This window comes from Stenotrophomonas sp. SORGH_AS_0282, from assembly GCF_030818125.1.
Lineage (GTDB): Bacteria > Pseudomonadota > Gammaproteobacteria > Xanthomonadales > Xanthomonadaceae > Stenotrophomonas > Stenotrophomonas rhizophila_A.
Window position 1 is genome coordinate 3,441,127 of record NZ_JAUTAB010000001.1, and the last position, 23,933, is coordinate 3,465,059.

General features: G+C 66.7%; 23 protein-coding genes and 1 pseudogene. 11 read left to right on the plus strand and 13 right to left on the minus strand.

Annotation, left to right across the window (positions count from 1 at the left end; translation table 11 throughout):
- Positions 1-86 precede the first annotated feature (86 nt).
- Together QE395_RS15575 and QE395_RS15580 are read left to right on the plus strand one after the other, a co-directional pair.
- Complete coding sequence (locus QE395_RS15575) at positions 87-1,778, plus strand: proline--tRNA ligase (protein ID WP_068849120.1); 1,692 nt, start codon at positions 87-89, stop codon at positions 1,776-1,778.
- Positions 1,779-1,932: 154 nt separating this feature from the next.
- A pseudogene (locus QE395_RS15580) lies at positions 1,933-2,304 on the plus strand (H-NS histone family protein); the annotation flags it as partial.
- A 134-nt stretch (positions 2,305-2,438) separates the two neighbouring features.
- On the opposite strand, the gene QE395_RS15585 reads toward QE395_RS15580, so the two are convergent.
- The gene (locus QE395_RS15585) at positions 2,439-3,698 is read right to left on the minus strand and encodes a threonine/serine exporter family protein (protein ID WP_068849116.1); all 1,260 of its coding nucleotides are present in this window, start codon (positions 3,696-3,698) and stop codon (positions 2,439-2,441) included.
- Between the two features lie 81 nt (positions 3,699-3,779).
- Here QE395_RS15585 and QE395_RS15590 point away from each other — a divergent pair, with 81 nt between their 5' ends.
- The 4 genes from QE395_RS15590 to QE395_RS15605 are packed head-to-tail and all read left to right on the plus strand — an operon-like array spanning position 3,780 to position 7,326.
- The gene (locus tag QE395_RS15590) at positions 3,780-4,892 is read left to right on the plus strand and encodes an ABC transporter permease (protein ID WP_068849114.1); all 1,113 of its coding nucleotides are present in this window, start codon (positions 3,780-3,782) and stop codon (positions 4,890-4,892) included.
- A complete protein-coding gene (locus tag QE395_RS15595) occupies positions 4,892-5,722 on the plus strand; it encodes an ABC transporter ATP-binding protein (protein WP_093536168.1) in 831 nt (276 codons plus the stop codon). The genes QE395_RS15590 and QE395_RS15595 overlap by 1 nt, the downstream gene beginning before the upstream one ends.
- Before the next feature lie 3 nt (positions 5,723-5,725).
- Positions 5,726-6,652, plus strand: coding sequence for an MlaD family protein (locus QE395_RS15600; protein WP_068849110.1), 927 nt, complete (start codon positions 5,726-5,728; stop codon positions 6,650-6,652).
- The gene (locus tag QE395_RS15605; RefSeq protein ID WP_068849108.1) at positions 6,649-7,326 is read left to right on the plus strand and encodes an ABC-type transport auxiliary lipoprotein family protein; all 678 of its coding nucleotides are present in this window, start codon (positions 6,649-6,651) and stop codon (positions 7,324-7,326) included. Before QE395_RS15600 ends, QE395_RS15605 begins: the two co-directional genes overlap by 4 nt.
- Here QE395_RS15605 and QE395_RS15610 read toward each other — a convergent pair.
- Positions 7,304-7,894, minus strand: a complete 591-nt coding sequence (locus QE395_RS15610) for an alpha-ketoglutarate-dependent dioxygenase AlkB (protein WP_068849106.1) — start codon at positions 7,892-7,894, stop codon at positions 7,304-7,306. The two genes, QE395_RS15605 and QE395_RS15610, sit on opposite strands and share 23 nt — an antisense overlap.
- Positions 7,895-7,927: 33 nt before the next feature.
- Between QE395_RS15610 and QE395_RS15615 the strand changes: the two genes are divergently transcribed.
- The 3 genes from QE395_RS15615 (at position 7,928) to QE395_RS15625 (ending at position 12,156) form a co-directional block, all read left to right on the plus strand.
- Positions 7,928-8,980 (plus strand): DUF4034 domain-containing protein, encoded by a 1,053-nt coding sequence (locus tag QE395_RS15615; protein WP_157771689.1) that lies wholly within the window; start codon positions 7,928-7,930, stop codon positions 8,978-8,980.
- 111 nt (positions 8,981-9,091) lie between these two features.
- Positions 9,092-11,152: a glycoside hydrolase family 99-like domain-containing protein gene (locus QE395_RS15620; RefSeq protein ID WP_095364240.1), complete on the plus strand. Its 2,061-nt coding sequence runs from the start codon at positions 9,092-9,094 to the stop codon at positions 11,150-11,152.
- Between the two features lie 38 nt (positions 11,153-11,190).
- On the plus strand, positions 11,191-12,156 hold the full coding sequence (locus QE395_RS15625) for a UDP-glucuronic acid decarboxylase family protein (protein ID WP_095364241.1): 966 nt from the start codon (positions 11,191-11,193) through the stop codon (positions 12,154-12,156).
- Positions 12,157-12,247: 91 nt separating this feature from the next.
- Here QE395_RS15625 and QE395_RS15630 read toward each other — a convergent pair whose 3' ends face one another.
- The 7 genes from QE395_RS15630 to QE395_RS15660 form a co-directional block, all read right to left on the minus strand.
- The gene (locus tag QE395_RS15630) at positions 12,248-12,865 is read right to left on the minus strand and encodes a hypothetical protein (protein ID WP_095364242.1); all 618 of its coding nucleotides are present in this window, start codon (positions 12,863-12,865) and stop codon (positions 12,248-12,250) included.
- Positions 12,862-13,254 carry a GtrA family protein gene (locus QE395_RS15635; RefSeq protein ID WP_068849096.1) on the minus strand — a complete coding sequence of 131 codons (393 nt, stop codon included), beginning with the start codon at positions 13,252-13,254 and terminating at the stop codon, positions 12,862-12,864. Before QE395_RS15635 ends, QE395_RS15630 begins: the two co-directional genes overlap by 4 nt.
- Positions 13,238-14,200, minus strand: coding sequence for a glycosyltransferase (locus tag QE395_RS15640; RefSeq protein WP_095364243.1), 963 nt, complete (start codon positions 14,198-14,200; stop codon positions 13,238-13,240). The genes QE395_RS15635 and QE395_RS15640 overlap by 17 nt, the downstream gene beginning before the upstream one ends.
- Positions 14,184-15,419: a hypothetical protein gene (locus tag QE395_RS15645; protein WP_255220520.1), complete on the minus strand. Its 1,236-nt coding sequence runs from the start codon at positions 15,417-15,419 to the stop codon at positions 14,184-14,186. The genes QE395_RS15640 and QE395_RS15645 overlap by 17 nt, the downstream gene beginning before the upstream one ends.
- Entirely contained in the window at positions 15,388-15,804 is a 417-nt protein-coding gene (locus QE395_RS15650) for a hypothetical protein (RefSeq protein WP_306989890.1), read from the minus strand. The genes QE395_RS15645 and QE395_RS15650 overlap by 32 nt, the downstream gene beginning before the upstream one ends.
- A 115-nt stretch (positions 15,805-15,919) precedes the next feature.
- Positions 15,920-16,546 carry a CoA transferase subunit B gene (locus QE395_RS15655; RefSeq protein WP_095364245.1) on the minus strand — a complete coding sequence of 209 codons (627 nt, stop codon included), beginning with the start codon at positions 16,544-16,546 and terminating at the stop codon, positions 15,920-15,922.
- 1 nt (position 16,547) lies between these two features.
- On the minus strand, positions 16,548-17,279 hold the full coding sequence (locus QE395_RS15660) for a CoA transferase subunit A (RefSeq protein ID WP_095364246.1): 732 nt from the start codon (positions 17,277-17,279) through the stop codon (positions 16,548-16,550).
- A gap of 124 nt (positions 17,280-17,403) precedes the next feature.
- Between QE395_RS15660 and QE395_RS15665 the strand changes: the two genes are divergently transcribed.
- Both QE395_RS15665 and QE395_RS15670 read left to right on the plus strand, forming a co-directional pair.
- Complete coding sequence (locus tag QE395_RS15665; RefSeq protein ID WP_068849084.1) at positions 17,404-18,753, plus strand: phosphomannomutase/phosphoglucomutase; 1,350 nt, start codon at positions 17,404-17,406, stop codon at positions 18,751-18,753.
- An 11-nt stretch (positions 18,754-18,764) separates the two neighbouring features.
- Complete coding sequence (locus QE395_RS15670) at positions 18,765-20,168, plus strand: mannose-1-phosphate guanylyltransferase/mannose-6-phosphate isomerase (RefSeq protein WP_095364247.1); 1,404 nt, start codon at positions 18,765-18,767, stop codon at positions 20,166-20,168.
- A 19-nt stretch (positions 20,169-20,187) separates the two neighbouring features.
- Here QE395_RS15670 and QE395_RS15675 read toward each other — a convergent pair whose 3' ends face one another.
- Genes QE395_RS15675 through rfbA form a run of 4 tightly spaced genes read right to left on the minus strand, consistent with a single transcriptional unit; the run spans position 20,188 to position 23,930 of the window.
- The gene (locus QE395_RS15675; protein WP_141236279.1) at positions 20,188-21,555 is read right to left on the minus strand and encodes a hypothetical protein; all 1,368 of its coding nucleotides are present in this window, start codon (positions 21,553-21,555) and stop codon (positions 20,188-20,190) included.
- A gap of 22 nt (positions 21,556-21,577) precedes the next feature.
- Positions 21,578-22,492: a dTDP-4-dehydrorhamnose reductase gene (gene rfbD, locus QE395_RS15680; protein WP_095364249.1), complete on the minus strand. Its 915-nt coding sequence runs from the start codon at positions 22,490-22,492 to the stop codon at positions 21,578-21,580.
- A complete protein-coding gene (gene rfbC / locus QE395_RS15685; RefSeq protein ID WP_095364250.1) occupies positions 22,489-23,046 on the minus strand; it encodes a dTDP-4-dehydrorhamnose 3,5-epimerase in 558 nt (185 codons plus the stop codon). The genes rfbD and rfbC overlap by 4 nt, the downstream gene beginning before the upstream one ends.
- Positions 23,043-23,930 carry a glucose-1-phosphate thymidylyltransferase RfbA gene (gene rfbA / locus QE395_RS15690; RefSeq protein WP_068849074.1) on the minus strand — a complete coding sequence of 296 codons (888 nt, stop codon included), beginning with the start codon at positions 23,928-23,930 and terminating at the stop codon, positions 23,043-23,045. The genes rfbC and rfbA overlap by 4 nt, the downstream gene beginning before the upstream one ends.
- Positions 23,931-23,933 lie beyond the last annotated feature (3 nt).

A 23,933-nucleotide genomic window follows, 5' to 3' on the forward strand; every position in this document is an offset into this window, starting at 1 on the left:
GGGGGGCGGTGGAATTGCGGCGGATTGGGCACGTCGCCGGCCGGGCTGGCAGAATATTGCCTCCCAGCCGTTCAGCGAAGCCGACGATGCGCCTCTCCCAGTTCCACCTGCACACCACCAAGGAAACCCCCGGCGACGCCGAGCTGACCAGCCACCGGCTGATGCTGCGCGCGGGCATGATCCGCAAGCTCGCCTCGGGGCTGTATATCTGGTCGCCGCTGGGCCTGCGCGTGCTGCGCAAGGTCGAGCGCATCGTGCGCGAGGAAATGGAGCGTGCCGGCGCCATTGAATTCCAGGTGCCGACGATCCAGCCCAAGGACCTGTGGGAGGCCACCGGGCGCTGGGAAAAGTTCGGCCCGCAGCTGCTCAAGATCAAGGACCGCAAGGAGCAGGTGTTCTGCTACAGCCCCACCGCTGAAGAGGCCGCCGCCGATTTCGCGCGCCAGGAGCTGAACAGCTACAAGCAGCTGCCGGTGAATTTCTTCCAGATCCAGACCAAGTTCCGCGACGAGATCCGCCCGCGCTTTGGCGTGATGCGCGCGCGCGAGTTCCTGATGAAGGATGCCTATTCCTTCCACCTGGACGACGCCTGCCTGGTACGCGAGTACGAGAACATGAAGGCGGCGTACGCCCGCGTGTTCACCCGCCTGGGCCTGGACTTCCGCATGGTGCAGGCCGACTCCGGCGCGATCGGCGGCGACGCCTCGCAGGAATTCCACGTCATCGCTGATTCCGGCGAAGACGCGCTGGTGTTCTCCACCGGCTCCGATTACGCGGCCAACATGGAAGCCGCCGTCGCCGCTGCCCCGGGCCCGCGCCCGGCCGCCAGCGAAGCGCTGCGCAAGGTCGACACCCCCACCCAGAAAACCTGCGAGGCGGTCGCCGCCCTGCTCGGCCTGGGCCTGGAGCGTACCGTCAAATCGATCGCGATCATGACCGAAGCCGGCTTCGTGCTGGCGCTGGTGCGCGGCGACCACGACGTCAACGAAATCAAGCTGGGCAAGGTCCAGGGCCTGCAGGGCTACCGCATGGCCGGTGAGGCGGAAATCGCCACGCACCTCGGCAGCGAACCGGGCTTCCTGGGCCCCCTCAACCCGGCCAAGCCGATCCGCATCGTGGCCGATCGCGACGTTGCTGCGATGGCCGACTTCGTCATCGGCGCCAACGAAGCCGGTTTCCATATTGCCGGCGTCAACTGGGGCCGTGACCTGCCCGAGCCGGAAGTGGCCGACATCCGCAATGCGAAGGAAGGCGACCGTGCCGCCGATGGTGGCGAACTGCGCGTGGCGCGCGGCATCGAAGTGGGCCACGTGTTCCAGCTGGGCCGCCAGTATGCGCAGGCGTTGAATGCCACCGTGCTGGACGAAAACGGCAAGGCCGCGGTGATGGCGATGGGCTGTTACGGCATCGGCATCTCGCGCATCGTTGCCGCGGCGATCGAACAGAACCATGACGATGCCGGCATTATCTGGCCCGACGCGATGGCGCCGTGGCAGGTGGTGGTGTGCGTGATCAACCCCAAGCAGGACGACGCCGTGGCCAGTGCCGCTGCCGAACTGCTGGCCGAGCTGCAGGCCGCCGGCCTGGATGCCGCACTGGACGACCGCGGGCTGCGCCCGGGGTCGATGTTCGCCGACATGGAACTGATCGGCGTGCCGCACCGGGTGGTGGTGTCCGAACGCGGCCTGGCCGCCGGTACGTTCGAGTACCGCGCGCGCAGTGCCAGCGAAGCGGAGAGCCTGGACCGCGACGCGCTGATGGCCAAGCTGACGAAGTGATGACAGTGCCGGGTGGGATATCCCGGCATTTTATTGTCCCGTTTCCATTGATTATTTCTGCGCGCTGTGCATCTTAGAAATGAGAATGTATGCTGTTGCCGCGCCAAGGACTGGCTCAACCCCGTCCTTCTATTTTTAGATTCCGGAGCAGTTGATGAGTATTGACCTGAGTGGTTTGTCCGCCAAAGAGCTGGGCGCCCTGATCAAGAACGCCAAGAAGCAGCAGACGATCGTCGCCAAGCGCCCGGCCATCACCAAGGTCCGCGCACAGCTGACCAAGTTGGCCAAGGCAAACGGATACACCCTGGAAGAAGTGGCGGGCGTTGCCGCTCCCACCCGCGGCCGCGCCAGCAAGGCCGCAGGCGCAGCACCGGCCAAGGCCGTGCGCAAGCTGGGCAAGGTTGCCCCGAAGTACCGTAACCCGGCCAACCCGAAGGAAACCTGGACCGGACGCGGCAAGCAGCCGCGCTGGCTGGCCGCGCACACCACCAAGGGCAAGAAGCTGGAAGATTTCCTGATCAAGAAGTAAGCGATGCGCCGATGGCGCGCGCATTGAAACGCCGGCCGGGATGGCTGGCGTTTTTTTTTGGGCTATGTGCGCAGGGTAATGGCGTTGACACGCATGGCGTGTCACTACGACTCTCGGAAACTCTCAGAAACTCACAGATTCTTTCGCGCCGGCACCAGCAGGTTGCCGAACAATAATCCCGCCACGAGTGCCATTACCACGTTGAGCACGGTCATCAGTACGGTCTGGCCGGCACTCATGTCCTGCTGCTGCACCAACGTGAGCACGCCGCGCAGGCTGGTGCTGCCGGGCACCAGCATGATGATGCCGGGCAGGCGGATGATTGCGCCCGGTCGCTGCACCAGGCGGCCGAACAGGTTGCCTGCGGCGGTCATCACCATCGCCGACATGAAGATGCCGGCCGGCAGGCCCCACGCCTGGCCGGCAAACTTGGAGATCGCATAGCCGGCCACCGAGGCCGCGATCACCCACGGGTAATCGCGGCGGTGGGCCTTGAACAGCATCGCGAACGCGAACGCCGCGATCAGCAGCGCGCTCCATTCCACCCAGTCGGCCTGCGGGCGCGATGCGCGCACCACCGGGTCCAGCCCGATGATGCCCGACAGCGTCACCGCGATCACCGCGCCGACGGTGAGCTTGAGGATGGTGGTGATGGCGCCGGCAAACCGCGCGGTGCCCGATACCCAGTGCTGGCTGGCCAGTTCGTTGACCGCGTTGGTGAGCGACATGCCGGGCAGCATCACCACCAGCGAGGCGATGATGACGGTATTGAGGTTGAGCGCGCCCACGAACGAGGCCACCAGCGCCGCCACCGTACCGGCCAGCAGTGCCGCCAATGCCTCGCTGGCTTCGCGGCTGGCCGGGCGGCGGTCGGTGACCAGCGTCATCAGCCCGATCAGCAACCCGATCACCCCGGCGGTGGCGATATCCAGCCACGGCAGTTTCCACAACCCCGCCACGCCGGCCGCGCCCAGGCTGTAGGACAGGATCATGCGGATCTTGCCGCGCCGGCCCGGGTCCTTGTCCAGCTGCCGCAGTGCGGTATGGCCCTGGGCGATGCTCATGGTGCCGTTGGCGACCGCTTCGGTGATCTGGTCGGCGATGCTGAGCTTGTGCAGGTCGTTTTCGCCCGGTGCCAGCCGGATCACGCGCGTGATGTCCGATGAACCGATGGCCTTGGTCGGGTCGCTGAAGCTCAGGATCAGCCCGGTCGGGTTCGACCACGGCTCGCAGTCCAGGTCCAGCCGCTGCGACAGCGCAACCACCGCCGCCTCCAGCCGCTGGGCGGTGGTGCCGTAGCTGTGCAGCCGTCCGGCGATCTCGGATACGAAGGCCACCCGCTGTGCGTAGGTGGCCGGAGGGGTGGCAATGGCGGGTGCGTCGGCAGACATGCGGCGTAGTATTACCCGATGTCGGGGCGCGCACACACTTGGCATCCACGCAGAAAGGTTATGCTGCGTGGAGGACGCCCCATGACGCCAGACCAGACCCCCAAACTTGAACAGGATCCACAGGACCCCGGTCTCATCCGGTTGTCCGGGCAGTGGACCTTGCGCACCGCGCTGGACGCGGCCGAAGTGCTGCGCGCGGCACCGGAAAAGGTCACCGGCATCGATGCCAGCGGCATCACCCAGCTGGATTCGGCTGGCGTGCTGCAGGTACTGCGCGTGGCCCATCGTGCCGACCTGGCCGAGGATGCACTGACCTTCCGCGAGGACCACCGCGCGCTGGTGTGCACCATCGAAGAAGTGGCCGACGACCGCCCCAAGGCCAAGCGCGACTTCGGCGTGCTGGCCGCGCTGGAGCGGCTGGGCCGCAGCGTGCATGCCACCGGCCACAACATCGTGGCGCTGGCCAGCTTCCTGGGCGAGAACCTGGTCAAGGGCGGCCGCCTGCTGCGCGAGCCGCGCCGTTTCCGACTGACCGCCACCGTGCACCACATGGAGCAGGTGGGGCTGGATGCGGTGCCGCTGGTGGCGCTGCTGTCCTACCTGGTGGGTGCGGTGATCGCGTTCCTGGGCTCGACCATCCTGCGCGACTTCGGCGCCGAGATCTACGTGGTGGAGCTGGTCAGCATCGCCTTCCTGCGCGAATTCGCGGTGCTGCTTACCGCGATCGTGCTGGCCGGCCGCACCGCCAGCGCGTTCACCGCGCAGATCGGCTCGATGAAGGCGCGCGAGGAAATCGACGCCATCCAGACCCTGGGCCTGGACCCGGTCGACCTGCTGGTGCTGCCGCGCCTGATCGCGCTGCTGATCACCCTGCCGCTGCTGACCTTCGTGGCGATGATCGCCGGCCTGGCCGGTGGCGTCACCGTGGGCGCGTTCGACCTGGATATTCCGCCGCAGATGTACCTGGCGCGCCTGCACGACACCATTGAAGTGCGGCACATGCTGGTGGGCCTGTCCAAAGCGCCGGTGTTCGCCGCCGTGATCGGCCTGATCGGCTGCCTGGAAGGGCTGAAGGTGGAAGGCACCGCGCAGTCGGTGGGTGAGCGCACCACCTCCAGCGTGGTGCAGACCATCTCGCTGGTGATCATCATCGACGCGTTCGCCGCGTTGTGGTTCATGCACATGGATTGGTGATGACGACCACAGCCGCCCCTGATGAAGACACCCGCGTGGACCTGGCCGATGAAGACGGCCTGGCGATCCGCGTGCGTGGGCTGACCAACCGCTTCGGCAGCCAGACCGTGCATGACGGGCTGGACCTGGACGTGCGCCGCGGCGAGATCCTCGGCGTGGTGGGCGGTTCGGGTACCGGCAAGTCGGTGCTGATGCGCAGCATCCTGGGCCTGCGCCATCCCGATGCCGGCGAGATCGAGGTGCTGGGCGTGGATGCGCGCTCGGACAACCGCGCCGACCGCCTGCACATCGAACGCAACACCGGCGTGCTGTTCCAGGATGGCGCACTGTTCTCGTCCATGACCGTGGGCGAGAACGTGCAGGTGCCGCTGAAGGAACACCACGGCGAACTGCCCGAGCGCTGGCACTACGAACTGGCGCTGCTGAAGGTGAAGCTGGCCGGCCTGCCCGCTGACGCGATCAACAAGCTGCCCTCGCAGCTCTCCGGCGGCATGCGCAAGCGCGCCGGCCTGGCCCGCGCGCTGGCGCTGGACCCGCCGCTGCTGTTCCTGGACGAGCCCACCGCCGGGCTGGACCCGATCGGCGCGGCCGCCTTCGACCGCCTGATCAAGACCCTGCAGGAAGCGCTGGGCCTGACCGTGCTGCTGATCACCCATGACCTGGACACCCTGTATGCGATCTGCGACCGGGTGGCGGTGCTGGCCGACCACAAGGTGATCGCCAACGCACCGTTGCATGAGATCGAACAACTGGAGCATCCGTGGATCCAGGAATATTTCCACGGACCGCGTGCGCGTGCTGCACGCGCCGCCAAGCAGAAGAGCGAGTAAGCCATGGAAACCAAAGCCAATTACGTACTGATCGGCGCGTTCACCCTGATCGTGGGGCTGGCATTGCTGGCCTTCGGCCTCTGGGCGGCCAAGTACTCCTCCGACCGCACCTGGACCGAATACCGGGTGGTGTTCCGAGAGGCGGTCACCGGCCTGTCGGTGGGCAGCCCGGTGCAGTACAACGGCATCGCGGTCGGCTCGATCACCGAACTGAACCTGGTGCCGGATGACCCGCGCCAGGTGGTCGCGCGGATCCGCCTGAACTCCAACACGCCGGTCAAGACCGACACCCGCGCCAAGCTGGCCATCACCAGCCTGACCGGGCCGTCGATCATCCAGCTCAGCGGCGGCACGCCGCAGGCGCAGGCGCTGACCGCGGTGAACAAGGACCCGGCGCCGATCATCCCGACCACGCCATCGGCGCTGCAGAACATCACCGACGTGGCCAACCGCATCGTCGAGCGCATGGACCAGGTGCTGAGCGACCGCAACGTGGCCAGCATCAATGCCACCCTGGCCAACCTGGAAACCATCAGCGGCGGCCTGGCCGACCGCGACCAGGGCACCCAGGCGCTGCTGCTCAGCGCGCGCGATGCCGCGCGCAGCCTGGACAGCACGCTGAAGACCACCAACGGCACCATCCAGCGCCTGGACACCAACCTGGTGCAACAGTTGCCGCCGATCCTGGACAAGCTGGAAACCACCCTGACCAAGCTCGATTCGGCGGCCGGCAGTGCCGATTCGATCCTCGGCGAGAACCGCGCGGCCATCAACAGCTTCGCCAACGATGGCCTGGCCCAGCTCGGGCCGACGTTGACCGAGCTGCGCGGGCTGATCCGCGACCTGCGCCGGGTCAGCGACAAACTCGACAACAACCCGGCCCGCTACCTGCTGGGCCGCGACGCGCCGAAGGAGTTCGAACCCAAATGAGCCGCTTCCCTCTCCTGCCCGCCTCCCTGCCCCGCCTGCTGTTGCCGGCGGCACTGATGATCGCGCTGGGCGCCTGCTCGTCGTTGCTGGGCGGCGGCGAGCGCAGCCAGGTCACCATCTACTCGCCCGTGGTGAAGATCCAGCCCGACCCGTCCTGGCCGAAGGTCGACTGGGCGCTGGTGCTGGTCAAGCCGACCGCCGCGCGCGTGGTCGACAGCCCGCGCATCAACGTGCGGCCGAACCCGGGCGAGCTTGAGGTCTACAAGGGCGTGAGCTGGGCGCAGCCGGCCACCGACATGGTCGACGACGCGCTGGTGCGCGCGTTCGAGGATTCCGGCCGCATCACCGGCGTGGCGCGTGCCACCACCGGCATCCGCGCCGACTACAAGCTGGCGTTGGATGTACGCCGTTTCGAATCCGATTACCGCGGCCAGCCGACCCCGACCGCCTTCATCGAGATCAACGCCAAGCTGATCCACGTGATCGACCAGCGCGTGGTCGCCGATCGCACGTTCCGCCAGGAGCAGCCGGTAGGCAGCACCGCCACCGGCGATGTCGCCCGGGCGCTCGAGCAGGGCCTCCAGGCGGTCACCACCGAACTGGTCGGGTGGACCCTCACCACCGGCCAGGCCGACAGCAAGACGGCCGCAGTCATCCCGACGCGGTTGCGTTGATCCAACGGAACGTGAGGTTGATGCGCTCGGCCAAGGGCCGGGCGCTTTTTGGCAGGGCGTGCTGATAGAAGGTCTGCGTGCGCCCGCCCATCACCAGCAGGTCGCCATGACCCAGGGTGACCTCCGCCTTGCGCGCGTGGTCGTCGCGCCGGCGCAGCAGGAACCGGCGGGCGGCGCCGAGGCTGAGCGAGGCGATCACCGGCGTGGGTCCCAGTTCGGGTTCATTGTCGCTGTGCCAGCCCATGCCGTCGTCGTTGTCGCGGTAGCAGTTGAGCAGCACGCTGTTGAATGGCTGGCCGCAGAAACTGCCCAACGCATCGCGGAGTGGGACCAGGGCGGGATGCCAGGCGTGCGGCACGAACTCGGTCCCCGAATAGCGGTAACGGGCCGCCGGGTCACCCATCCAGCAGCTCAGCCGTGGTGAATCCACCCGCCTGCCGAACATTTTGATCCTGTGCACCTCCCACGGCACCTCGCCGCGCAGCTGGCGCTGCAGCGCATCGGCGGCAGGTGCGGCCAACCAATGGCGGTGCCAGCGCACCTGGGCATCGGGAAGATGGAGGTCCATGGCGGCACGCTAGCATGGCCCGGATCGCGCCGCATGCGCCGCACCGGCCTCGGCTACACTCGACGGCTGTTGATCGCCAGGGGGGCGATGTCGATGTTCCAGAGATGGATTGCAGCCGTGGTTCTGCTTGTCGGGGTGGTGTCGGTCGTGCCCGTACGCGCCGATGAACACGCCGAGCGGGCGGAGGTAATGACGATGGTCGGCGCGCTGATGGAAGCCCGCGACTTCGAGACGTTGGAAGCATTGGCCGAGCAATATCGCAGCACCGAAGCACGTACCGGCAGTGGCGTCTTCATGCTGACCCAGTACTACGACGGCGTGTCGAACTACTTCAACACCCGCGATAGGGACGCTGTCATCTGGAACGACCGCGCCGCGCTGGCGGAGGCATGGTGGAACGCCTATCCGGATTCGCCGACGCCGCGCCTGGTTACCGCGCAGCTGCTGGCCAACACCGCTTGGAGCTACCGCGGCGGCGGCTACGTCCGAACCGTGCCGCCTGACCGCTGGGAAGCGTTCCGTCGGCAGAATGCCGAAGCCTTCGCGTTCATCAGCAAGCAGAAATCGGTTGCCGCGCGCGATCCCTACTGGTACGAGCTGACGCTGCGACTGGGGCAGCGCGACAGCATGGATGATGCGACCTACATGGCGATCTTCGATGAGGCCGTGGCACGGTATCCGCGCTTTTACCCGCTTTACTTCGGCGCCGTGAACAACTTCTCTCCCAAATGGGGTGGCAGTGCCGAAGCCATCGAGTCCTTTGCACGGCACGCGCTGAAGAAGGTCCGCCGCAAGGACCGCGCCGCCCTGTACACGCGGATCTACTGGGTAGCGTCGCAGAACCAGTACGGGAGCGATCTGTTCACCGACTCCTACGTGGACTGGCCACTGATGCGCCGGGGCATCGACGATGTGCTGGCCCGGTATCCCACCGACTGGAACCTGCAGAACTTCGCCTTCTTCGCCTGCCGCGCGCTGGACAAGCCCAAGACCCGGGAGCTGATGGGCCGGATCACGGCGCCGCCGGACGGCAAGGCCTGGGAGAGCGTGGAGGCGTACGAAAAATGCAGGGAATGGGCAGGGTGAACGCCCGGCGTTGGCAGGTTTGCCCCCGCGCGGTGTGTTGCAAGACAATGCCGGGTGTCACCTGCCACGCGACCCTTGAATGACCCTGCCCCTGCTGCCGCCCCGGACCCCATGAGCGCCGCCTCCCGCATCCGGCAGCAGGCATTCGCCTTCATGCGCGCGGTGTTCCGCCGCCTGCCGCTGCCCGAGGCCACCCGCGACCGGCTGCGCAACCGGGCATTGAGCCGGGTAGGCGACTGGAGCCCGCCGCCGCCGCGCGGCCAGGTACGGGCAGCTCGCCTAAGCGGGCGTGCACTGGTGCGGGCGGACGAAGCGGCCATCGGCCATGTGCCGGCCGGGCTGGCCGGCACCCTGCCCTCGCCGCTGCCGGCGACGCTGGTGGCGTTCTACCTTCCCCAGTTCCATCCGTTCGCACAGAACGACGCGTGGTGGGGCACCGGCTTCACCGAATGGCGCAATGTCACCCGCGCCCTGCCCCAGTTCGAAGGCCATGCCCAGCCACGGCTGCCGGCCGACCTGGGGTTCTATGACCTGCGAAACCCGCAGGTGATGCGCGACCAGGCACGGCTCGCGGCGGACCATGGCATTGGCGCATTCTGCTTCTACTTCTACTGGTTCTCCGGCCAGACCCTGATGGAGGCGCCGCTGCGCCAGTGGCTGGCTGACGCCAGCATCGCGCTGCCGTTCTGTCTGTGCTGGGCCAATGAAAACTGGACCCGGCGCTGGGACGGGCGCAACCAGGACGTGCTGATCGGCCAGCAGCACACGCCGGAAGACGACCTTGCGTTCATTGCCCATGTCGCCGAATACCTGCGCGACCGCCGCGCATTGAAAGTGGATGGCAAACCGATGCTGCTGGTGTATCGCCCGCAGCTGCTGCCCGATCCCAAGGCGACTGCCCAACGCTGGCGCGACTGGTGCCGCAACCACGACATTGGCGAGATCCACCTGGCCTACGTGCAGAGTTTCGAGCGCCCCGACCCCCGCGAGATCGGCTTTGATTCCGCCGTGGAGTTCCCGCCCAACGTGGTCAACCCGACCTCGTTGTCGGCCAACCAGCTCCTGATCAACCCCGACTATGCAGGTGATGTGCGCGACTGGCGCGAGCTGGCAGCAGAAAGCCTGGCTGCCCCCGCGCGGCCTTACCGCCTGCATCCCGGCGTCAACCCGGGGTGGGACAACGAAGCACGCCGTCCCGGCCGCGGCCGGGTACTGCTGCATGCATCGCCGCGCGCCTATGGCGACTGGCTGCACGCCACCATCCACGGCCGGTTGGCCGATACGCCGGTCGACCAGCGCCTGGTCTTCATCAACGCCTGGAACGAATGGGCCGAAAGCGCCGTTCTGGAGCCGGACCAGCGCCTGGGTCACGCGTGGCTGGCCGCCACCCGGCGCGCCCTGCAGTCCCGCCAGCCCGCGCCGCGCCGCCCCTGCGTGGTGATCCATGCCTGGTACCTGGAGGTGCTGGAAGAACTGCTGCAGCAGGTCGCTGCCAGCGGCATCGAAGCGCGGTTGCTGGTCACCACCACGCCGGACCGCGTGGAGGCGGTGCAGGCGATGCTCCAACAGGTGGGGACCGCCGCCGAAATCCTGGCGTACGACAACCATGGCCGCGACATCCTTCCCTTCCTGCACGTTGCCGACCGGCTGTTGAACGAGAACGAAGATCTGGTGCTGAAGCTGCACACCAAGCGTTCGACCCACCGCGACAACGGCAACCAGTGGCGGCAGGACATGCTCGGCGCGCTGCTGGGTGGCGAGCGTGCGCGCGCCATGGTGGCCGCCTTCCAGGCAGACCCCGGACTGGGCCTGGTCGCGCCCGCGGGGCATCTGCTGAACACCGCCGACTATGTCGGCGGCAACGCAGAGGCACTGGCGTACCTGCATGCACGCCTGGGCCTGCCCGCGGCGAAGAACGATGCCGTGTTCGCCGCCGGCAGCATGTATTGGGTCCGGCTGGCCGCGCTGCGGCCGTTGCTGGACGCGCACCTCTCGCCCAGCGAGTTCGATACCGAGCGGGGGCAGATCGACGGCACGCTTGCGCACGCGCTGGAACGGCTGACCGGCGCCACCGTCAACGCCGCCGGGTTCCGCATCTGCGATACCGTCACCGCACTGGGCGGCACCGCCGGGACGGATGCAGCAGCCTACCCCTACGCCCGGCCAGGCTGAGCGGCCTACAATCGCCGGCCACCCGCAAAGGATCAGCAATGAGAAGTCACGACAGCAGCAAGCGCGTCCTGGTTACCGGGGGCGCCGGTTTCCTGGGTTCGCACCTGATCGAGCGCCTGCTCGACCAGGGCCACGAAGTGGTGTGCGCGGACAACCTGTTCACCGGCACCAAGCGCAATATCGCCCACCTGCTGCCGAACCCGCATTTCGAGTTCCTGCGCCACGATGTGACCTTCCCGCTGTACATCGAGGTGGACGAGATCTGGAACCTGGCCTGCCCGGCTTCGCCGGTGCACTACAGCCATGACCCGGTACAGACCACCAAGACCTCGGTACACGGGGCGATCAACCTGCTGGGTCTGGCCAAGCGGCTGGACTGCCGGATCTTCCAGGCCTCCACCAGCGAGGTGTACGGCGACCCGAGCGTGCACCCGCAGCGCGAGGAGTACTGGGGCAACGTCAACCCGATCGGTCCGCGTTCGTGCTACGACGAAGGCAAACGCTGCGCGGAAACGCTGTTCTTCGACTACCACCGCCAGCATGGGCTGGACATCAAGGTGGCGCGCATCTTCAACACCTATGGCCCGCGCATGCACCCCAATGATGGACGCGTGGTGTCCAATTTCATCGTGCAGGCACTGCGCGGGGAGAACATCACCATCTACGGCGAAGGCCAGCAGACCCGTTCGTTCTGCTACGTGGACGATCTGATCGACGGCTTCATCCGCTTGATGGCCACCGAAAAGGATTTCACCGGGCCCTGCAACCTCGGCAATCCGGCAGAGATGACCATCCGCGAACTGGCCGAGACCGTGATTGCATTGACCAACTCGGGCTCGAAGCTGGTGTTCAAACCGTTGCCGCAGGATGACCCGATGCAGCGCCAGCCGGATATCACGTTGGCGAAGAGCAGGCTCGGCGGGTGGGAGCCTCAGGTGAAGCTGGAAGACGGGTTGCGGCGGACGATTGCCTACTTCGACGCCTTGCTGGGCGAGGCCCGGTAGAGCCGTCTGTTGGACGGCTGCTTCATATGGAATGCGCGGCCCGTTGGGCGGCTGTTTTCTGGCGCGAAAGGCAGCGGACTGACAGTCCGCTCTACCGCCGCTGCTTCGTGAGGCCGCACTGGTAGGTGACGTCCTGGCGGCTGTGGCGGAAGGGGTCGGTCAGGTCGTCGGAATACTTGCCCAGCAGCAGGCGCTGTTTTGGCAGGAAATGCTGGCGGTAGAAGCGGCTCATGCCCGCCACGCGCCGGCCCTTGTCGGTCAGCAGCACGCAGCCGTTTTCGATGTGGATCGTGCCGGAGCTTTCCTGCTCCGTCAGGCGCACGTCCACCAGGCGATGCTCAACCATGTATTCCTTGGTGAACACGTCCTGGAAGGCGTCCTGGCGGATGCCCCCGCCGCGCTGGTCGAGCTTCTCCAGGATGTAGAACGACAGCGAACGATCGATCACCGTCGGCACTGAAATGGCGAACGCGTAGCCACCGAGCAGCCACACCAGGACGAGCAGCACCTTCTCGGTCAGGGTGAAAAGGCGCAGCGCAGGCAGCAGCAGCAGCAACAGGCCGGCGAGCACGGCCGCCAGCACTGCATCGCCGATGGCCGCGTAGAACACCACGTCGACGCTGAAGAAGCGCACGTGCAGGAAGTGGATGCCCAGCAGCAGCGCCACGTAGAGGGCGGTGAGCAGCAGTGCGTTGCGCAGGGATTTCATGGCTTGAACACCAGCAGGCGGTTGCCGAGGAAGGACAGGATGAACTGGATGATGCTGATCAGCACGAAGCCAATCCGGTAGTCGAACTTCAACAGGTCCGACCACAGCGCCATCAGGCCGCCGTTCAACAGCGCGATGGCGGCATACAGCAGCACGAACCGCCACAGCTGTTTGCTGGCGCGCGCCTGGGTGGCGGCGAACACGAAGAAGCGATTGCCCAGGAACGATGCCACGATCGCCACCGCTGCCGCCAGCAGGTTGGCCACGCCCTTGGACGGCACGTGCACCACTTCCACCAGCAGGCTCAGCACCGCGAAGTGCACGCCGGTCGCCACCAGCCCATTGATGACGTAACGCAGCAGCTGGCGGAGGTCAGCGCGGCGCGACATCGGCGGCAACCTCGATGACACCGGCCAGGTAGTCGCGGTAGGCACCCGGCTTCTGGATGCTGCCACGGACGATGCCACTGAGCATCAGTGTCATCAGGGTCAGCGTGCCGGTCTGCAGGAACACCAGGAACAGTACCCCCAGCGCCATCGAGAACCAACCCGGGGTAGCGTAGCCGGCCAGCTTGAGCAGGGTGGCCACCACCGCCAGCACGATCGAAGCGGAGGAGACCAGTACGCACATCAGGCCTACCCGCACCAGCACGTCCTCGGCGAACACCATCAACGCGCGGAACCCGTGCAGGGTGAGGCCGACGAAGTTCATCTTGCTGTGCCCGGCATAGCGCGGGCCGCGGTCGATCGGGCAGACGGCCAGGCGCAGCTTGCTGGCGATCAGTCCGGCTGCCACATGCGTCCAGACCTCGTGCATGGCATTGAGGCGATGCAGCGCGCCGACCTTGATCGCCATGAAGTTGCCGAAGCTGATCGTGCGCCCAGTCAGCAGCTGGAAAATGAACTTGTACACCACGTAGAAGGCACGGAAGCGCAGGGTCTCGACCCGGCTCCTGCGCCGCGCCACCGCAACATCCACCTCGTCGCTGCGCACCGCGTCCAGCAGGGTGGCGATTGTCTCGGGCAGGTCTTCGCCATCGGAATCCATCACGATGACCTGCCGGCAGTCGGGAAGATTCTCTTCCACATAACCCAACCCTATCGCGATGGCTTTCTGGTGACCGACGTTGCGGCGCAGTTTCAGCACCACGCCGCTGACGCCCGAGCGGGACAACTGCGACGGCTGCAACGGCTCGCGGATGGAGCCGTCGTCCACTGCCACCACGTACACGCGGTCGCCGTACAGGCGTGCCAGTTCGCAGAACAACCGGGTGGAAGCCACGTGGTCTTCGTACACCGGGGTGACCACCACGAACGCATCAGCTGCCTTGTTCATTCCGTTCTCCTGCGGCAACGCGCGACGCGGCCGGGTTCCACTGGTCCACCAGCACCAGCAATGCATACATCAACAGCAGCAGCACCGGCAGCACGGTCCGGCGCGCGCTCGTGGCCAGATGCCACTCCAGGTCGTGCGGGGTGCCCAGGTACACGGCGTACAGGACGCACGCATAGGCCACGGCCACCCCCAGTCCGGCCAGCGCGACCGGCGTACGCCAGGTGCGCGACCACAGCACCAGCATCAGCGCCAGCGGCACCCAGAAGATGCCACGCAGCAACTTCTGCACGATCAGCATGCTTTGCGCCAGATCCGGCAGGCGCGCCATCAGCTGGCCGCTGAGGTCGCTGGCGGCCAGGTCGTTGCTCAGGTGTGCGGCGGAAACCGCCAGTTTCCACGCCAGCAGGGGGAGCAGCGACAGCGCGAACGCCGCAGGGATGCCCCACGCCACGCGCCGCTCGCGCAGCAGGGTCACCGCCACGACGCCGACGGCGACGATGACCGCCAGCACCACGCCTTCGTTCTTGATCAGGCAGAGGATGGCCGACACCGCCGCGTATGCAGCCAGGTCGAACCAGCCACTTCCGCTGACTGGCGCACGCGCGGCACGCATCCCGGTGGCCAGCGCGGCTACCGCGTAGACCGCCAGCAGCGCGTCCATGTAACCGTCCACCAGGTAGCTGCCACCGACCTTCAGCAGGGCCACGGCGAACAGCCCGGCCACCCACCAGGTGCGCAGGCTGCGCGCGATCAACAACAGCGCCGGCAGCAACAAAAGCGTCGCCGCGGCCTTGGGGAAGATCTCGTTCCAATGGCCCACCACCTTCGCCGCGGTGGCCATCCAGACCGGCACCAGGGCCGGGTAATCGTTGTGGCTGAAAGGCGCGTAGCCATCGAGCTGGGTGTACAGCGACCCATCGAGGAAGATGCGCCGGGCATGGAACAACCAGATGGAGCGCGGGTCCCACCCATCCGACGGGCTGCCCAGGGCCAGCACCAGCAGCACCCCGATCACGCCCAGCATCCATGCCGCGCGGGCATCGCGCAGGGCCGACAGCGCCCATGCGGCGCAGCCAAGCACGGCAATGAACGCGGCCTGCGCCGGCAGTCCGACCCAGCCCAAGGCTGCAAAGGCATAACAGGCCAGCACGCCGGCCAGCATGCCCAGCGCGGCACCGGCGCCGGCGTCAGTGGCAGTCGACGAGGACAAGGCGCTCACCCCCTGCGATCCGGGTGCAGCCGGGACGCTGCGGTCCGGGCGTCTTCCACAGCATGCGGCCGTTGTCGGCCTCATGCAGGCGCATGGGATACAGGCCTTCCCACAGTCGCTGCTGCAGCAGCGAATCGTCCTCCAGGCCAGGCCCCAGCGCGAGCGGCACCCCGCCGTCATGATGCTGGGCAAGCAAACTGCGAGCCTCCACCACTTCCGGCGGTACCGAGTGGATCCAACCGGCATCCGCAACGAATGCCTGGTTCAACAAGGCGCCACTGAAGTGCACATCCCTGGCAATGCCACGCAGCCCCACCAGCAGCAGCGCGACGATCAGAAGGCCGACCAGCCCGCGTTGCAGAACAGAAATGTTCCCCTTCCCGGGTTTGATCACGGCAGCGTTCCAGGTTCAGCCAAGCCGGAAATTCTAGCATTGCGCCGATGACGCCCCGGAGCGATGCGCGCGGCAGGGTCGGCCTGCCGGTGTTGGCCGGCAGGCGTGCGCCGGGTCAGCTGAAGCTGACGCCGGTCTTTTCCTTCAGCTCTTCATCGCTCACGCCGGGTGCCGCTTCGACGAGCTTCAGGCCCGCGTCGGTGACATCGAACACGGCCAGGTCGGTGATGATCCGGTCGACCACGCCCACGCCGGTCAGCGGCAGCGTGCACTCCGGCAGGATCTTGTGCTCGCCGTTCTTGGCGGTGTGCTCCATCAGCACCACCACGCGCTGCACGCCGGCCACCAGGTCCATGGCGCCGCCCATGCCCTTGACCATCTTGCCCGGCACCATCCAGTTGGCCAGGTCGCCCTGGTCGGTGACCTGCATGGCGCCCAGGATGGCCAGGTTGACGTGGCCGCCGCGGATCATCGCGAAGCTGTCGTGGCTGCCGAAGTAGCTGGCGCCGGCACGCGCGGTCACGGTCTGCTTGCCGGCATTGATCAGGTCCGCATCCACTTCCGCATCGGTCGGGAACGGGCCGATGCCGAGCAGGCCGTTCTCGGACTGCAGCCACACATCCACGCCGTCCGGAATATGGTTGGCCACCAGGGTCGGCAGGCCGATACCCAGGTTCACGTAGGCACCATCGGTCAGTTCGCGGGCGGCGCGCTGCGCCATTTCATCGCGGGTCCATGCCATGTCAGTTGCCCTCCGCACGCACGGTGCGTTGTTCGATGCGTTTTTCAGGGGTGGGGTTGTGCACGATGCGGTGCACGTAGATGCCCGGCAGGTGCACCTGGTCCGGGTCGATGCTGCCCACCGGCACCACTTCTTCCACTTCCACCACGCACAGCCTGCCGGCCATCGCACAGGCCGGGTTGAAGTTGCGCGCGGTCTTGCGGAACACCAGGTTGCCGGCCTCGTCGGCCTTCCACGCCTTGACCAGCGCCACGTCGGCGCGCAGCGCGGTTTCCATCACGTAGTGCTTACCGTCGAATTCGCGGGTTTCCTTGCCGTCGGCCACCACCGTGCCGTAGCCGGTGGCGGTGAAGAAGGCGGGAATGCCCGCACCGCCGGCGCGCAGGCGCTCGGCCAGGGTGCCTTGCGGGTTGAACTCCAGGTCCAGCTCACCGGCCAGGTACTGGCGTTCGAATTCCTTGTTCTCGCCCACGTAGGACGAAATCATCTTCTTGATCTGGCGCGTTTCCAGCAGCTGGCCCAGGCCGAACCCGTCCACGCCGGCATTGTTGGAGATCACCGTGAGGTCCTTTACCCCGGTGTCGCGCAGCGCGGCGATCAGCGCCTCGGGAATGCCGCACAGGCCGAAGCCGCCGACGGCCAGGGTCTGGCCATCGGCCACCGCACCCTGCAGCGCTTCGGCGGCGCTGGCATAGCGTTTGCCGCGCCGGCCGTTGTCTGGGGACTTGCTCATCTACGCCCTCACCTCGTTGATGTAAGGGCCCATTGTAGCCATTGCCGGTAGCGTCCCCGGCTGAAAACGCTTCCCATACATCGCAGCGGCTAAACTCGCCTACTGACTACAGAAAGGACCCCCGATGACCCTCCCCGCATTCAAGGCGTATGACATCCGCGGCCGCGTGCCGGACGAGCTGAACGAAGACCTGGCGCGGAAGATCGGCGTGGCGCTGGCGGCCCAGCTGGAGCCGGGCACCGTGGTGGTCGGCCATGACGTGCGCCTGACCAGCCCCGCCCTGCAGGACGCCCTGGCCGCCGGCCTGCGTGGCGCCGGGCGCGAGGTGCTGGACATCGGGCTGTGCGGCACCGAAGAGGTCTACTTCCAGGTCGACCACCTCAACGCCGCCGGCGGGGTGATGGTTACCGCCAGCCACAACCCGATGGACTACAACGGCATGAAGCTGGTCAAGCAGCAGGCCCGCCCGATCAGTTCGGACACCGGCCTGTTCGCCATCTCCGATGCCGTGGAAGCCGATACCGCACCGGCCGCCGAGCCCAAGGCCGGCATCCAGTCGCATCCGGACAAGCGCGCGTATATCGAGCACCTGCTGAGCTACGTCGACCGCGCCGCCCTGAAGCCGCTGAAGCTGGTGGTCAACGCTGGCAATGGCGGCGCCGGCACCATCGTCGACCTGCTGGCCCCGCACCTCCCGTTTGAATTCGTGCGCATCGCCCACGAACCGGATGGCAGCTTCCCGAACGGCATTCCCAATCCGCTGCTGATCGAGAACCGGGAGATGACCGCGCAGGCCGTGCTTGAACACGGTGCGGACTTCGGCATCGCCTGGGATGGCGATTTCGACCGCTGCTTCTTCTTCGACCACACCGGCCGCTTCATTGAAGGCTATTACCTGGTCGGCCTGCTGGCCAAGGCCATTCTGGCCCGCCAGCCCGGCGGCAAGGTGGTCCACGACCCGCGCCTGCTGTGGAACACCGTGGAGATGGTGGAAGATGCCGGTGGCCAGGCCGTGCTGTGCAAGAGCGGGCACGCCTTCATCAAGGAAAAGATGCGCGCCGAGGATGCCGTGTATGGCGGCGAAATGAGCGCGCACCATTACTTCCGCGAGTTCGCCTACGCTGATTCCGGCATGATTCCGTGGCTGCTGATTGCCGCGCTGGTGTCCGAAACCGGGCTTTCGCTAGCCGACCTGGTCGAAGAACGCATGCAGAAGTTCCCCTGCAGCGGCGAGATCAACTTCAAGGTCAGCGACGCCAAGCTGGCGGTGGCGCGGGTGATGGAGCACTTCGCCGCGCACGGCCCGACCCTTGACCATACCGATGGCATCAGCGCGGATTTCGGCCAGTGGCGCTTCAACCTGCGCAGCTCCAACACTGAGCCGCTGCTGCGCCTGAACGTGGAATCGCGAGGCGATGCGGCACTGCTGCAGCAGCGCACCGATGAGATCTCCCAGCTGCTCAAGGCATCCTGAGGCACAGCCTGATGAACGACATCCTTCCGGTCATCCTGTCCGGCGGTTCCGGCACGCGGCTGTGGCCGCTGTCGCGCGAAGCCTACCCCAAGCAGTTCCTGGCACTGGCCGGTGAGCAGACCATGCTGCAGGCCACGTGGCAGCGTGTCGCGCCGATCGCCGGCCGGGCGCCGCTGGTGGTGGCCAACGAAGAACACCGCTTTGTTGCCGCCGAGCAGCTGCAGCAGCTGGGCGTGGAGCCGCAGGCCATCCTGCTCGAACCAGTCGGTCGCAACACCGCGCCGGCCATCGCCGTGGCCGCACTGGAAGCCACACTGGAAGACGGCGACCCGGTGCTGCTGGTACTGCCATCGGACCACGTGATCGCCGATGAAGCGGCCTTCCGCGCAGCGGTGCTGAGCGCCCTGCCTGCCGCCCAGGAGGGCAAGCTGGTCACGTTCGGCATCGTGCCGACCGGGCCGGAGACCGGCTATGGCTACATCAAGGCCTACTCGGGCGGTGCGGTGCGGGCGGTCGACCGGTTTGTCGAGAAACCCGATGCAGAGACCGCACGGCTGTACGTCGAGTCGGGCGAGTACTTCTGGAACAGCGGCATGTTCCTGTTCAAGGCCTCCCGCTACCTGACCGAGCTGGAGCTGTTCCAACCGGACATGCTGGCCGCCAGCCGCAATGCCTGGCAGCTGGCGCGCCGCGACACCGACTTCACCCGCCTGGACAAGGACGCCTTTGCCGCGGTGCCGGCCGACTCCATCGACTACGCGGTGATGGAAAAAACCGCCGATGCCGTGGTGGTGCCGCTGGACGCCGGCTGGAACGATGTGGGCTCGTGGACGGCGCTGCGCGACGTATCGGCGCAGGACGCCGATGGCAATGCCCACCACGGCGATGTCATCGCCATCGACTGCCGCAACACTTATGCCTACGGCGAGCGCCTGATCGCGCTGGTCGGGCTGGACGACGTGATCGTGGTGGAGACCGACGATGCGGTGATGGTGGGCCGCAGCGACCGCATGCAGGAGATCAAGCAGGTGGTGGCCCGGCTCAAGGCCGAGCAGCGGCCCGAAGCCACCTGGCACCGCAAGGTGTACCGCCCGTGGGGTGCCTACGATTCGATCGACAACGGCGAGCGGTTCCAGGTCAAGCGCATCACCGTCAAACCGGGCGGCACGCTGAGCCTGCAGATGCACCACCACCGCGCCGAACACTGGGTGGTGGTCAGTGGCACCGCCGAAGTGACCCGCGGCGACGAGGTGATCCTGCTGGGCGAAAACCAGAGCACCTACATTCCGCTGGGCGTCACCCACCGGCTGCGCAATCCAGGCAAGCTGCCGCTGGAGCTGATCGAGGTGCAGTCGGGCAGCTACCTGGGTGAGGACGACATCGTGCGGTTTGAGGATACCTACGGGCGCAGCTGAGCATGCCGCAACGGCACGCTCAGTGCGAAGACACCTGCTCGCGTACCACGGCGGGCAGGATCCGGCGAAGTTCCGGGTGGTCCAGGTGCCGCTTCAGCTGTTCGGCATCGGGATAGGGCAACTCGAAGTCGCCTACCTCCAGTGCTTTCGGGTCACCGCTGGCGAGGTAACGCACCACGTTCGCCTGCTGCAGCTCGCTTGCCACCTTGAATGCCTTCGCCCGCTTGATGTCCTTGGAAACCTGGCTCAGCGAGCCGCCTGCGAACAGCAATGCAAACAGCACCACGACCGACCGCGCCGCGATGCGACGCGGCGACGGGGTCGGCAGCAGGCCCCACAGCTGCAGCGCGAACCAGGCGTTGCCGACCACGCCCGGCACCAGCAGCTCGGTGTAACGCGACGCGGGCGGATGCATGCCGTCGTGACCGCGCCCGTAGCCGATCGACAGCGCCTGCAGGGCCGACCAGATGCACAACCCGGCCATGAACAGCGCGGTCGGGCTTGCTTTGCGCAGGATCAGCATGCGCGAAACCATCACCACCGAAGGCAGCCAGACGATCACGAACAGCCCGTTGGAGCGCCCGGGCCATGCCAGGACATGGCTGGCCGCCAGCAGCAGTTCGCCCACGCTTTGCGCGCGCATCCCGCTATGCGCCGCGGGTATCGGCAACAGCAGGTAGGCGACCAGCGCGATGACCGCCAGCGCGGCCGTGGCGGCCAGGGCCGGCGCGCGCCGCCCCGGCAGGCACAGACAGGCAAGCACGCAGACCGCGCCCGCGGCGACCGCCGTCAGCAGGCCCGAGGCCATGGTGACGATCGCCAGCACGCTCAATGCCATCGCAGCAAGCAGCGCGCGCGGACGCTGGTGATGCCTGGCCACCAGGGCAATGGCAACCACGCTGGACAGGATCAGGAAGTAGAACTGGCTCTGGAAACCGACCAGGAAGTTCTCGCGGGCGAACGGCAGCACCGACAGCAGCAGCACCACCAGCATCATCAGCAAGCGTCTGCCTGCCGATGCCTCATCGCGCGTTGCCTGCCATACCAGCAGGGCGGGAATGAAACAGAACAGCACGGCCGTGATGCGTGCTTCGTAGACGTTGTTCCACTCCCCGGTCACCAGGTAGGACGCCAGCGCCACCAGCCGGGTGGGCAGGATCCGGTGTTCGTTGTGCGGGTAGAGCAGCGTGTCCCACTGCAGCGTTCCCTCCAGCCATGGCCGCAGCGCGGTCGCCCATTCACCGTCCCATTGATCCCAGAACGGCATGGGCGTGCTGAAGCACTGGACGTACAGCAGCCGGGCAAGCAGTGCCAGCACGCCCGTGGCGAGGGCAAACGAAAGCGGGGACGGCCGCAGCCGCCCCGGGAGGTCTTTATCGTGGGTCATCCGTGTTTCCGAGCGTTCCCGTTCAGCGCGTGGCGGTGCCTGCCGGGGCAATCCCGGCCATCACCTGCTTCAGACCGTCCTGCCAGGAGGGCAGCTGCAGGCCGAAGTCCTGCTGCAGCCGGCCATTGTCGAGCACCGACCAGGCCGGGCGCTTGGCCGGCGTCGGGTAGTCCGCCGTGCTGATGGCCTCCACCACCGGCACCCGTGCCAGCACGCCGCCCGCCTGTGCCTGGGCGAAGATCGCCTCGGCAAAGCCATGCCAGCTGGTCTGGCCACTGGCCGTCAGGTGCCAGGTCCCGGACAACCGGCCCGGGTGCTGCAGCACCTGCGCGGTGACATCGGCGATCAGGGCGGCGGGGGTCGGGGTGCCGACCTGGTCGGCGACCACGCGCAACACCTCGCGCTCGGCCCCCACCCGCAGCATGGTGCGCAGGAAGTTGGCGCTGTGCGAGGCATATACCCAGGCGGTACGGAAGATCAGGTGGCGGCCGCCGGCGGCACGCACCGCGTCCTCGCCCGCCAGCTTGCTCTGTCCGTACACGCCCAACGGCGCGGTGGCGTCGTCTTCGAGGTAAGCACGGGTGCCCTGGCCATCGAACACGTAGTCGGTGGAGTAATGCACCAGCGGTACACCCGCGGCAGCGCACCACCGCGCGATCACGCCCGGTGCGTCGGCGTTGGCCCGCCACGCGGCGTCGCGGTCTTCTTCGGCCCGATCCACGGCCGTGTAGGCGGCGGCGTTGACCACCACGTCGGGCTGGACACGGTCCAATAACGCAGCCAAGGTTGCGGGCTGGTTGAAATCCGCAACGTCGCAGGGGCTGCCATCGGCAAGGCTGCCACTGCGGGTGGTCGCGGTGACCGTCCCGAGCGGCGCCAGCGCGCGCAGCAACTCCTGGCCAAGCTGGCCATTGGCACCGAAAAGCAGCACGTTCATGGCGTATAGACCGGCAGACGGTCCTCGGCGATGTCCTCCAGGAACGGCGCTGCCTCATCCTTGGCCGACAGGGTCGGGCCACTGATCGGCCAATCCACGCCGATGTCGGCATCGTTCCAGCGCACGCCGGCGTCGAAGTCCTTCAGGTACACCTCGGTGCACAGGTAGCTGAACACCGCGCGCTCGGACAGCACGGCAAAGCCGTGCGCGAACCCTTCCGGGATCCAGAACTGCTTCTTGTTTTCCGCGCTCAGCACGACCGCTTCCCACTGGCCGAAGGTCGGCGAGCCACGACGGATGTCGACGGCGACGTCGTAGACCTCGCCCTCCAGCACGCTGACCAGCTTGCCCTGCGGACGCGGCCACTGGTAGTGCAGCCCACGCAGCACGCCCTTGGCGGAGGTGGACACGTTGCTCTGCACGAACTTCGTCGGCAGGCCATGCTGGCCGAACCGTTCCGCATTCCAGGTTTCAAAGAAGAACCCGCGCTCGTCGCCGAACACGGCCGGCTCGATCACAACGCAGCCCGGCAGCTTGGTCTGGATGATTTTCATGGCACCACTCCACGCACGGCCAACGCGTGCAGATACTGGCCGTAGCCATTCTTGATCAACGGCGCGGCAAGCGCCTCCAGCTGTTCGGCGCTGATCCAGCCCTGGCCGAACGCGATTTCTTCCGGGCAGCAGACCTGCAGGCCCTGGCGGGTCTGGATGGTTTCGATGAAGTTCGACGCCTCCAGCAGCGACTGGTGCGTACCGGTATCCAGCCACGCATAACCGCGACCGAGGGCTTCCAGGTGCAGATTTCCCTCGCGCAGGTAGCGCTGGTTCAGATCGGTGATCTCCAGTTCGCCACGCGGCGACGGCTTCAGTTCGGCGGCATGGTGGCTGGCGTTGCCGTCGTAGAAGTACAGGCCGGTGACCGCATAGTTCGAGCGCGGGTTGGCCGGCTTTTCAACCAGGTCGATGACCTTGCCGGCCTTGTCGAATTCGGCCACACCGTAACGCTCGGGATCGTTCACCCAGTAGCCGAAAACGGTTGCACCGCTGTCGCGCTGGTCGGCGTTGCGCAACACTTCACGCAGGCCGTGGCCATGGAAGATGTTGTCGCCCAGCACCAGGCAGCTAGGCTTGCCGCCGACGAAATCCTTGCCGATCAGGTAGGCCTGCGCCAGCCCATCGGGGCTCGGCTGCACGGCGTATTCAATGTTCATGCCCCATTGCGAACCATCGCCCAGCAGTGCCTGGAACAGCGCCTGCTCGTGCGGGGTATTGATGATCAGCACATCGCGGATTCCCGCCAGCATCAGCACGCTGAGCGGGTAGTAGATCATCGGTTTGTCGTACACCGGCAACAGCTGCTTGCTGACGCCTTTGGTGATCGGATACAGGCGGGTGCCGGAGCCGCCCGCCAGGATGATGCCTTTACGTTGCGTCATGGG

Coding starts and splice junctions, on each gene's coding strand:
- QE395_RS15670 (WP_095364247.1), top strand. CDS start 18,765: ATGAACGACATCCTTCCGGTCATCCTGTCCGGCGGTTCCGGCACGCGG.
- QE395_RS15675 (WP_141236279.1), bottom strand. CDS start 21,555: ATGACCCACGATAAAGACCTCCCGGGGCGGCTGCGGCCGTCCCCGCTT.
- QE395_RS15610 (WP_068849106.1), bottom strand. CDS start 7,894: ATGGACCTCCATCTTCCCGATGCCCAGGTGCGCTGGCACCGCCATTGG.
- QE395_RS15665 (WP_068849084.1), top strand. CDS start 17,404: ATGACCCTCCCCGCATTCAAGGCGTATGACATCCGCGGCCGCGTGCCG.
- rfbD (WP_095364249.1), bottom strand. CDS start 22,492: ATGAACGTGCTGCTTTTCGGTGCCAATGGCCAGCTTGGCCAGGAGTTG.
- QE395_RS15585 (WP_068849116.1), bottom strand. CDS start 3,698: ATGTCTGCCGACGCACCCGCCATTGCCACCCCTCCGGCCACCTACGCA.
- QE395_RS15660 (WP_095364246.1), bottom strand. CDS start 17,279: ATGAGCAAGTCCCCAGACAACGGCCGGCGCGGCAAACGCTATGCCAGC.
- QE395_RS15630 (WP_095364242.1), bottom strand. CDS start 12,865: ATGAAATCCCTGCGCAACGCACTGCTGCTCACCGCCCTCTACGTGGCG.
- QE395_RS15640 (WP_095364243.1), bottom strand. CDS start 14,200: ATGAACAAGGCAGCTGATGCGTTCGTGGTGGTCACCCCGGTGTACGAA.
- QE395_RS15625 (WP_095364241.1), top strand. CDS start 11,191: ATGAGAAGTCACGACAGCAGCAAGCGCGTCCTGGTTACCGGGGGCGCC.
- rfbA (WP_068849074.1), bottom strand. CDS start 23,930: ATGACGCAACGTAAAGGCATCATCCTGGCGGGCGGCTCCGGCACCCGC.
- rfbC (WP_095364250.1), bottom strand. CDS start 23,046: ATGAAAATCATCCAGACCAAGCTGCCGGGCTGCGTTGTGATCGAGCCG.
- QE395_RS15620 (WP_095364240.1), top strand. CDS start 9,092: ATGAGCGCCGCCTCCCGCATCCGGCAGCAGGCATTCGCCTTCATGCGC.
- QE395_RS15590 (WP_068849114.1), top strand. CDS start 3,780: ATGACGCCAGACCAGACCCCCAAACTTGAACAGGATCCACAGGACCCC.
- QE395_RS15605 (WP_068849108.1), top strand. CDS start 6,649: ATGAGCCGCTTCCCTCTCCTGCCCGCCTCCCTGCCCCGCCTGCTGTTG.
- QE395_RS15655 (WP_095364245.1), bottom strand. CDS start 16,546: ATGGCATGGACCCGCGATGAAATGGCGCAGCGCGCCGCCCGCGAACTG.
- QE395_RS15635 (WP_068849096.1), bottom strand. CDS start 13,254: ATGTCGCGCCGCGCTGACCTCCGCCAGCTGCTGCGTTACGTCATCAAT.
- QE395_RS15600 (WP_068849110.1), top strand. CDS start 5,726: ATGGAAACCAAAGCCAATTACGTACTGATCGGCGCGTTCACCCTGATC.
- QE395_RS15595 (WP_093536168.1), top strand. CDS start 4,892: ATGACGACCACAGCCGCCCCTGATGAAGACACCCGCGTGGACCTGGCC.
- QE395_RS15615 (WP_157771689.1), top strand. CDS start 7,928: ATGCGCCGCACCGGCCTCGGCTACACTCGACGGCTGTTGATCGCCAGG.
- QE395_RS15575 (WP_068849120.1), top strand. CDS start 87: ATGCGCCTCTCCCAGTTCCACCTGCACACCACCAAGGAAACCCCCGGC.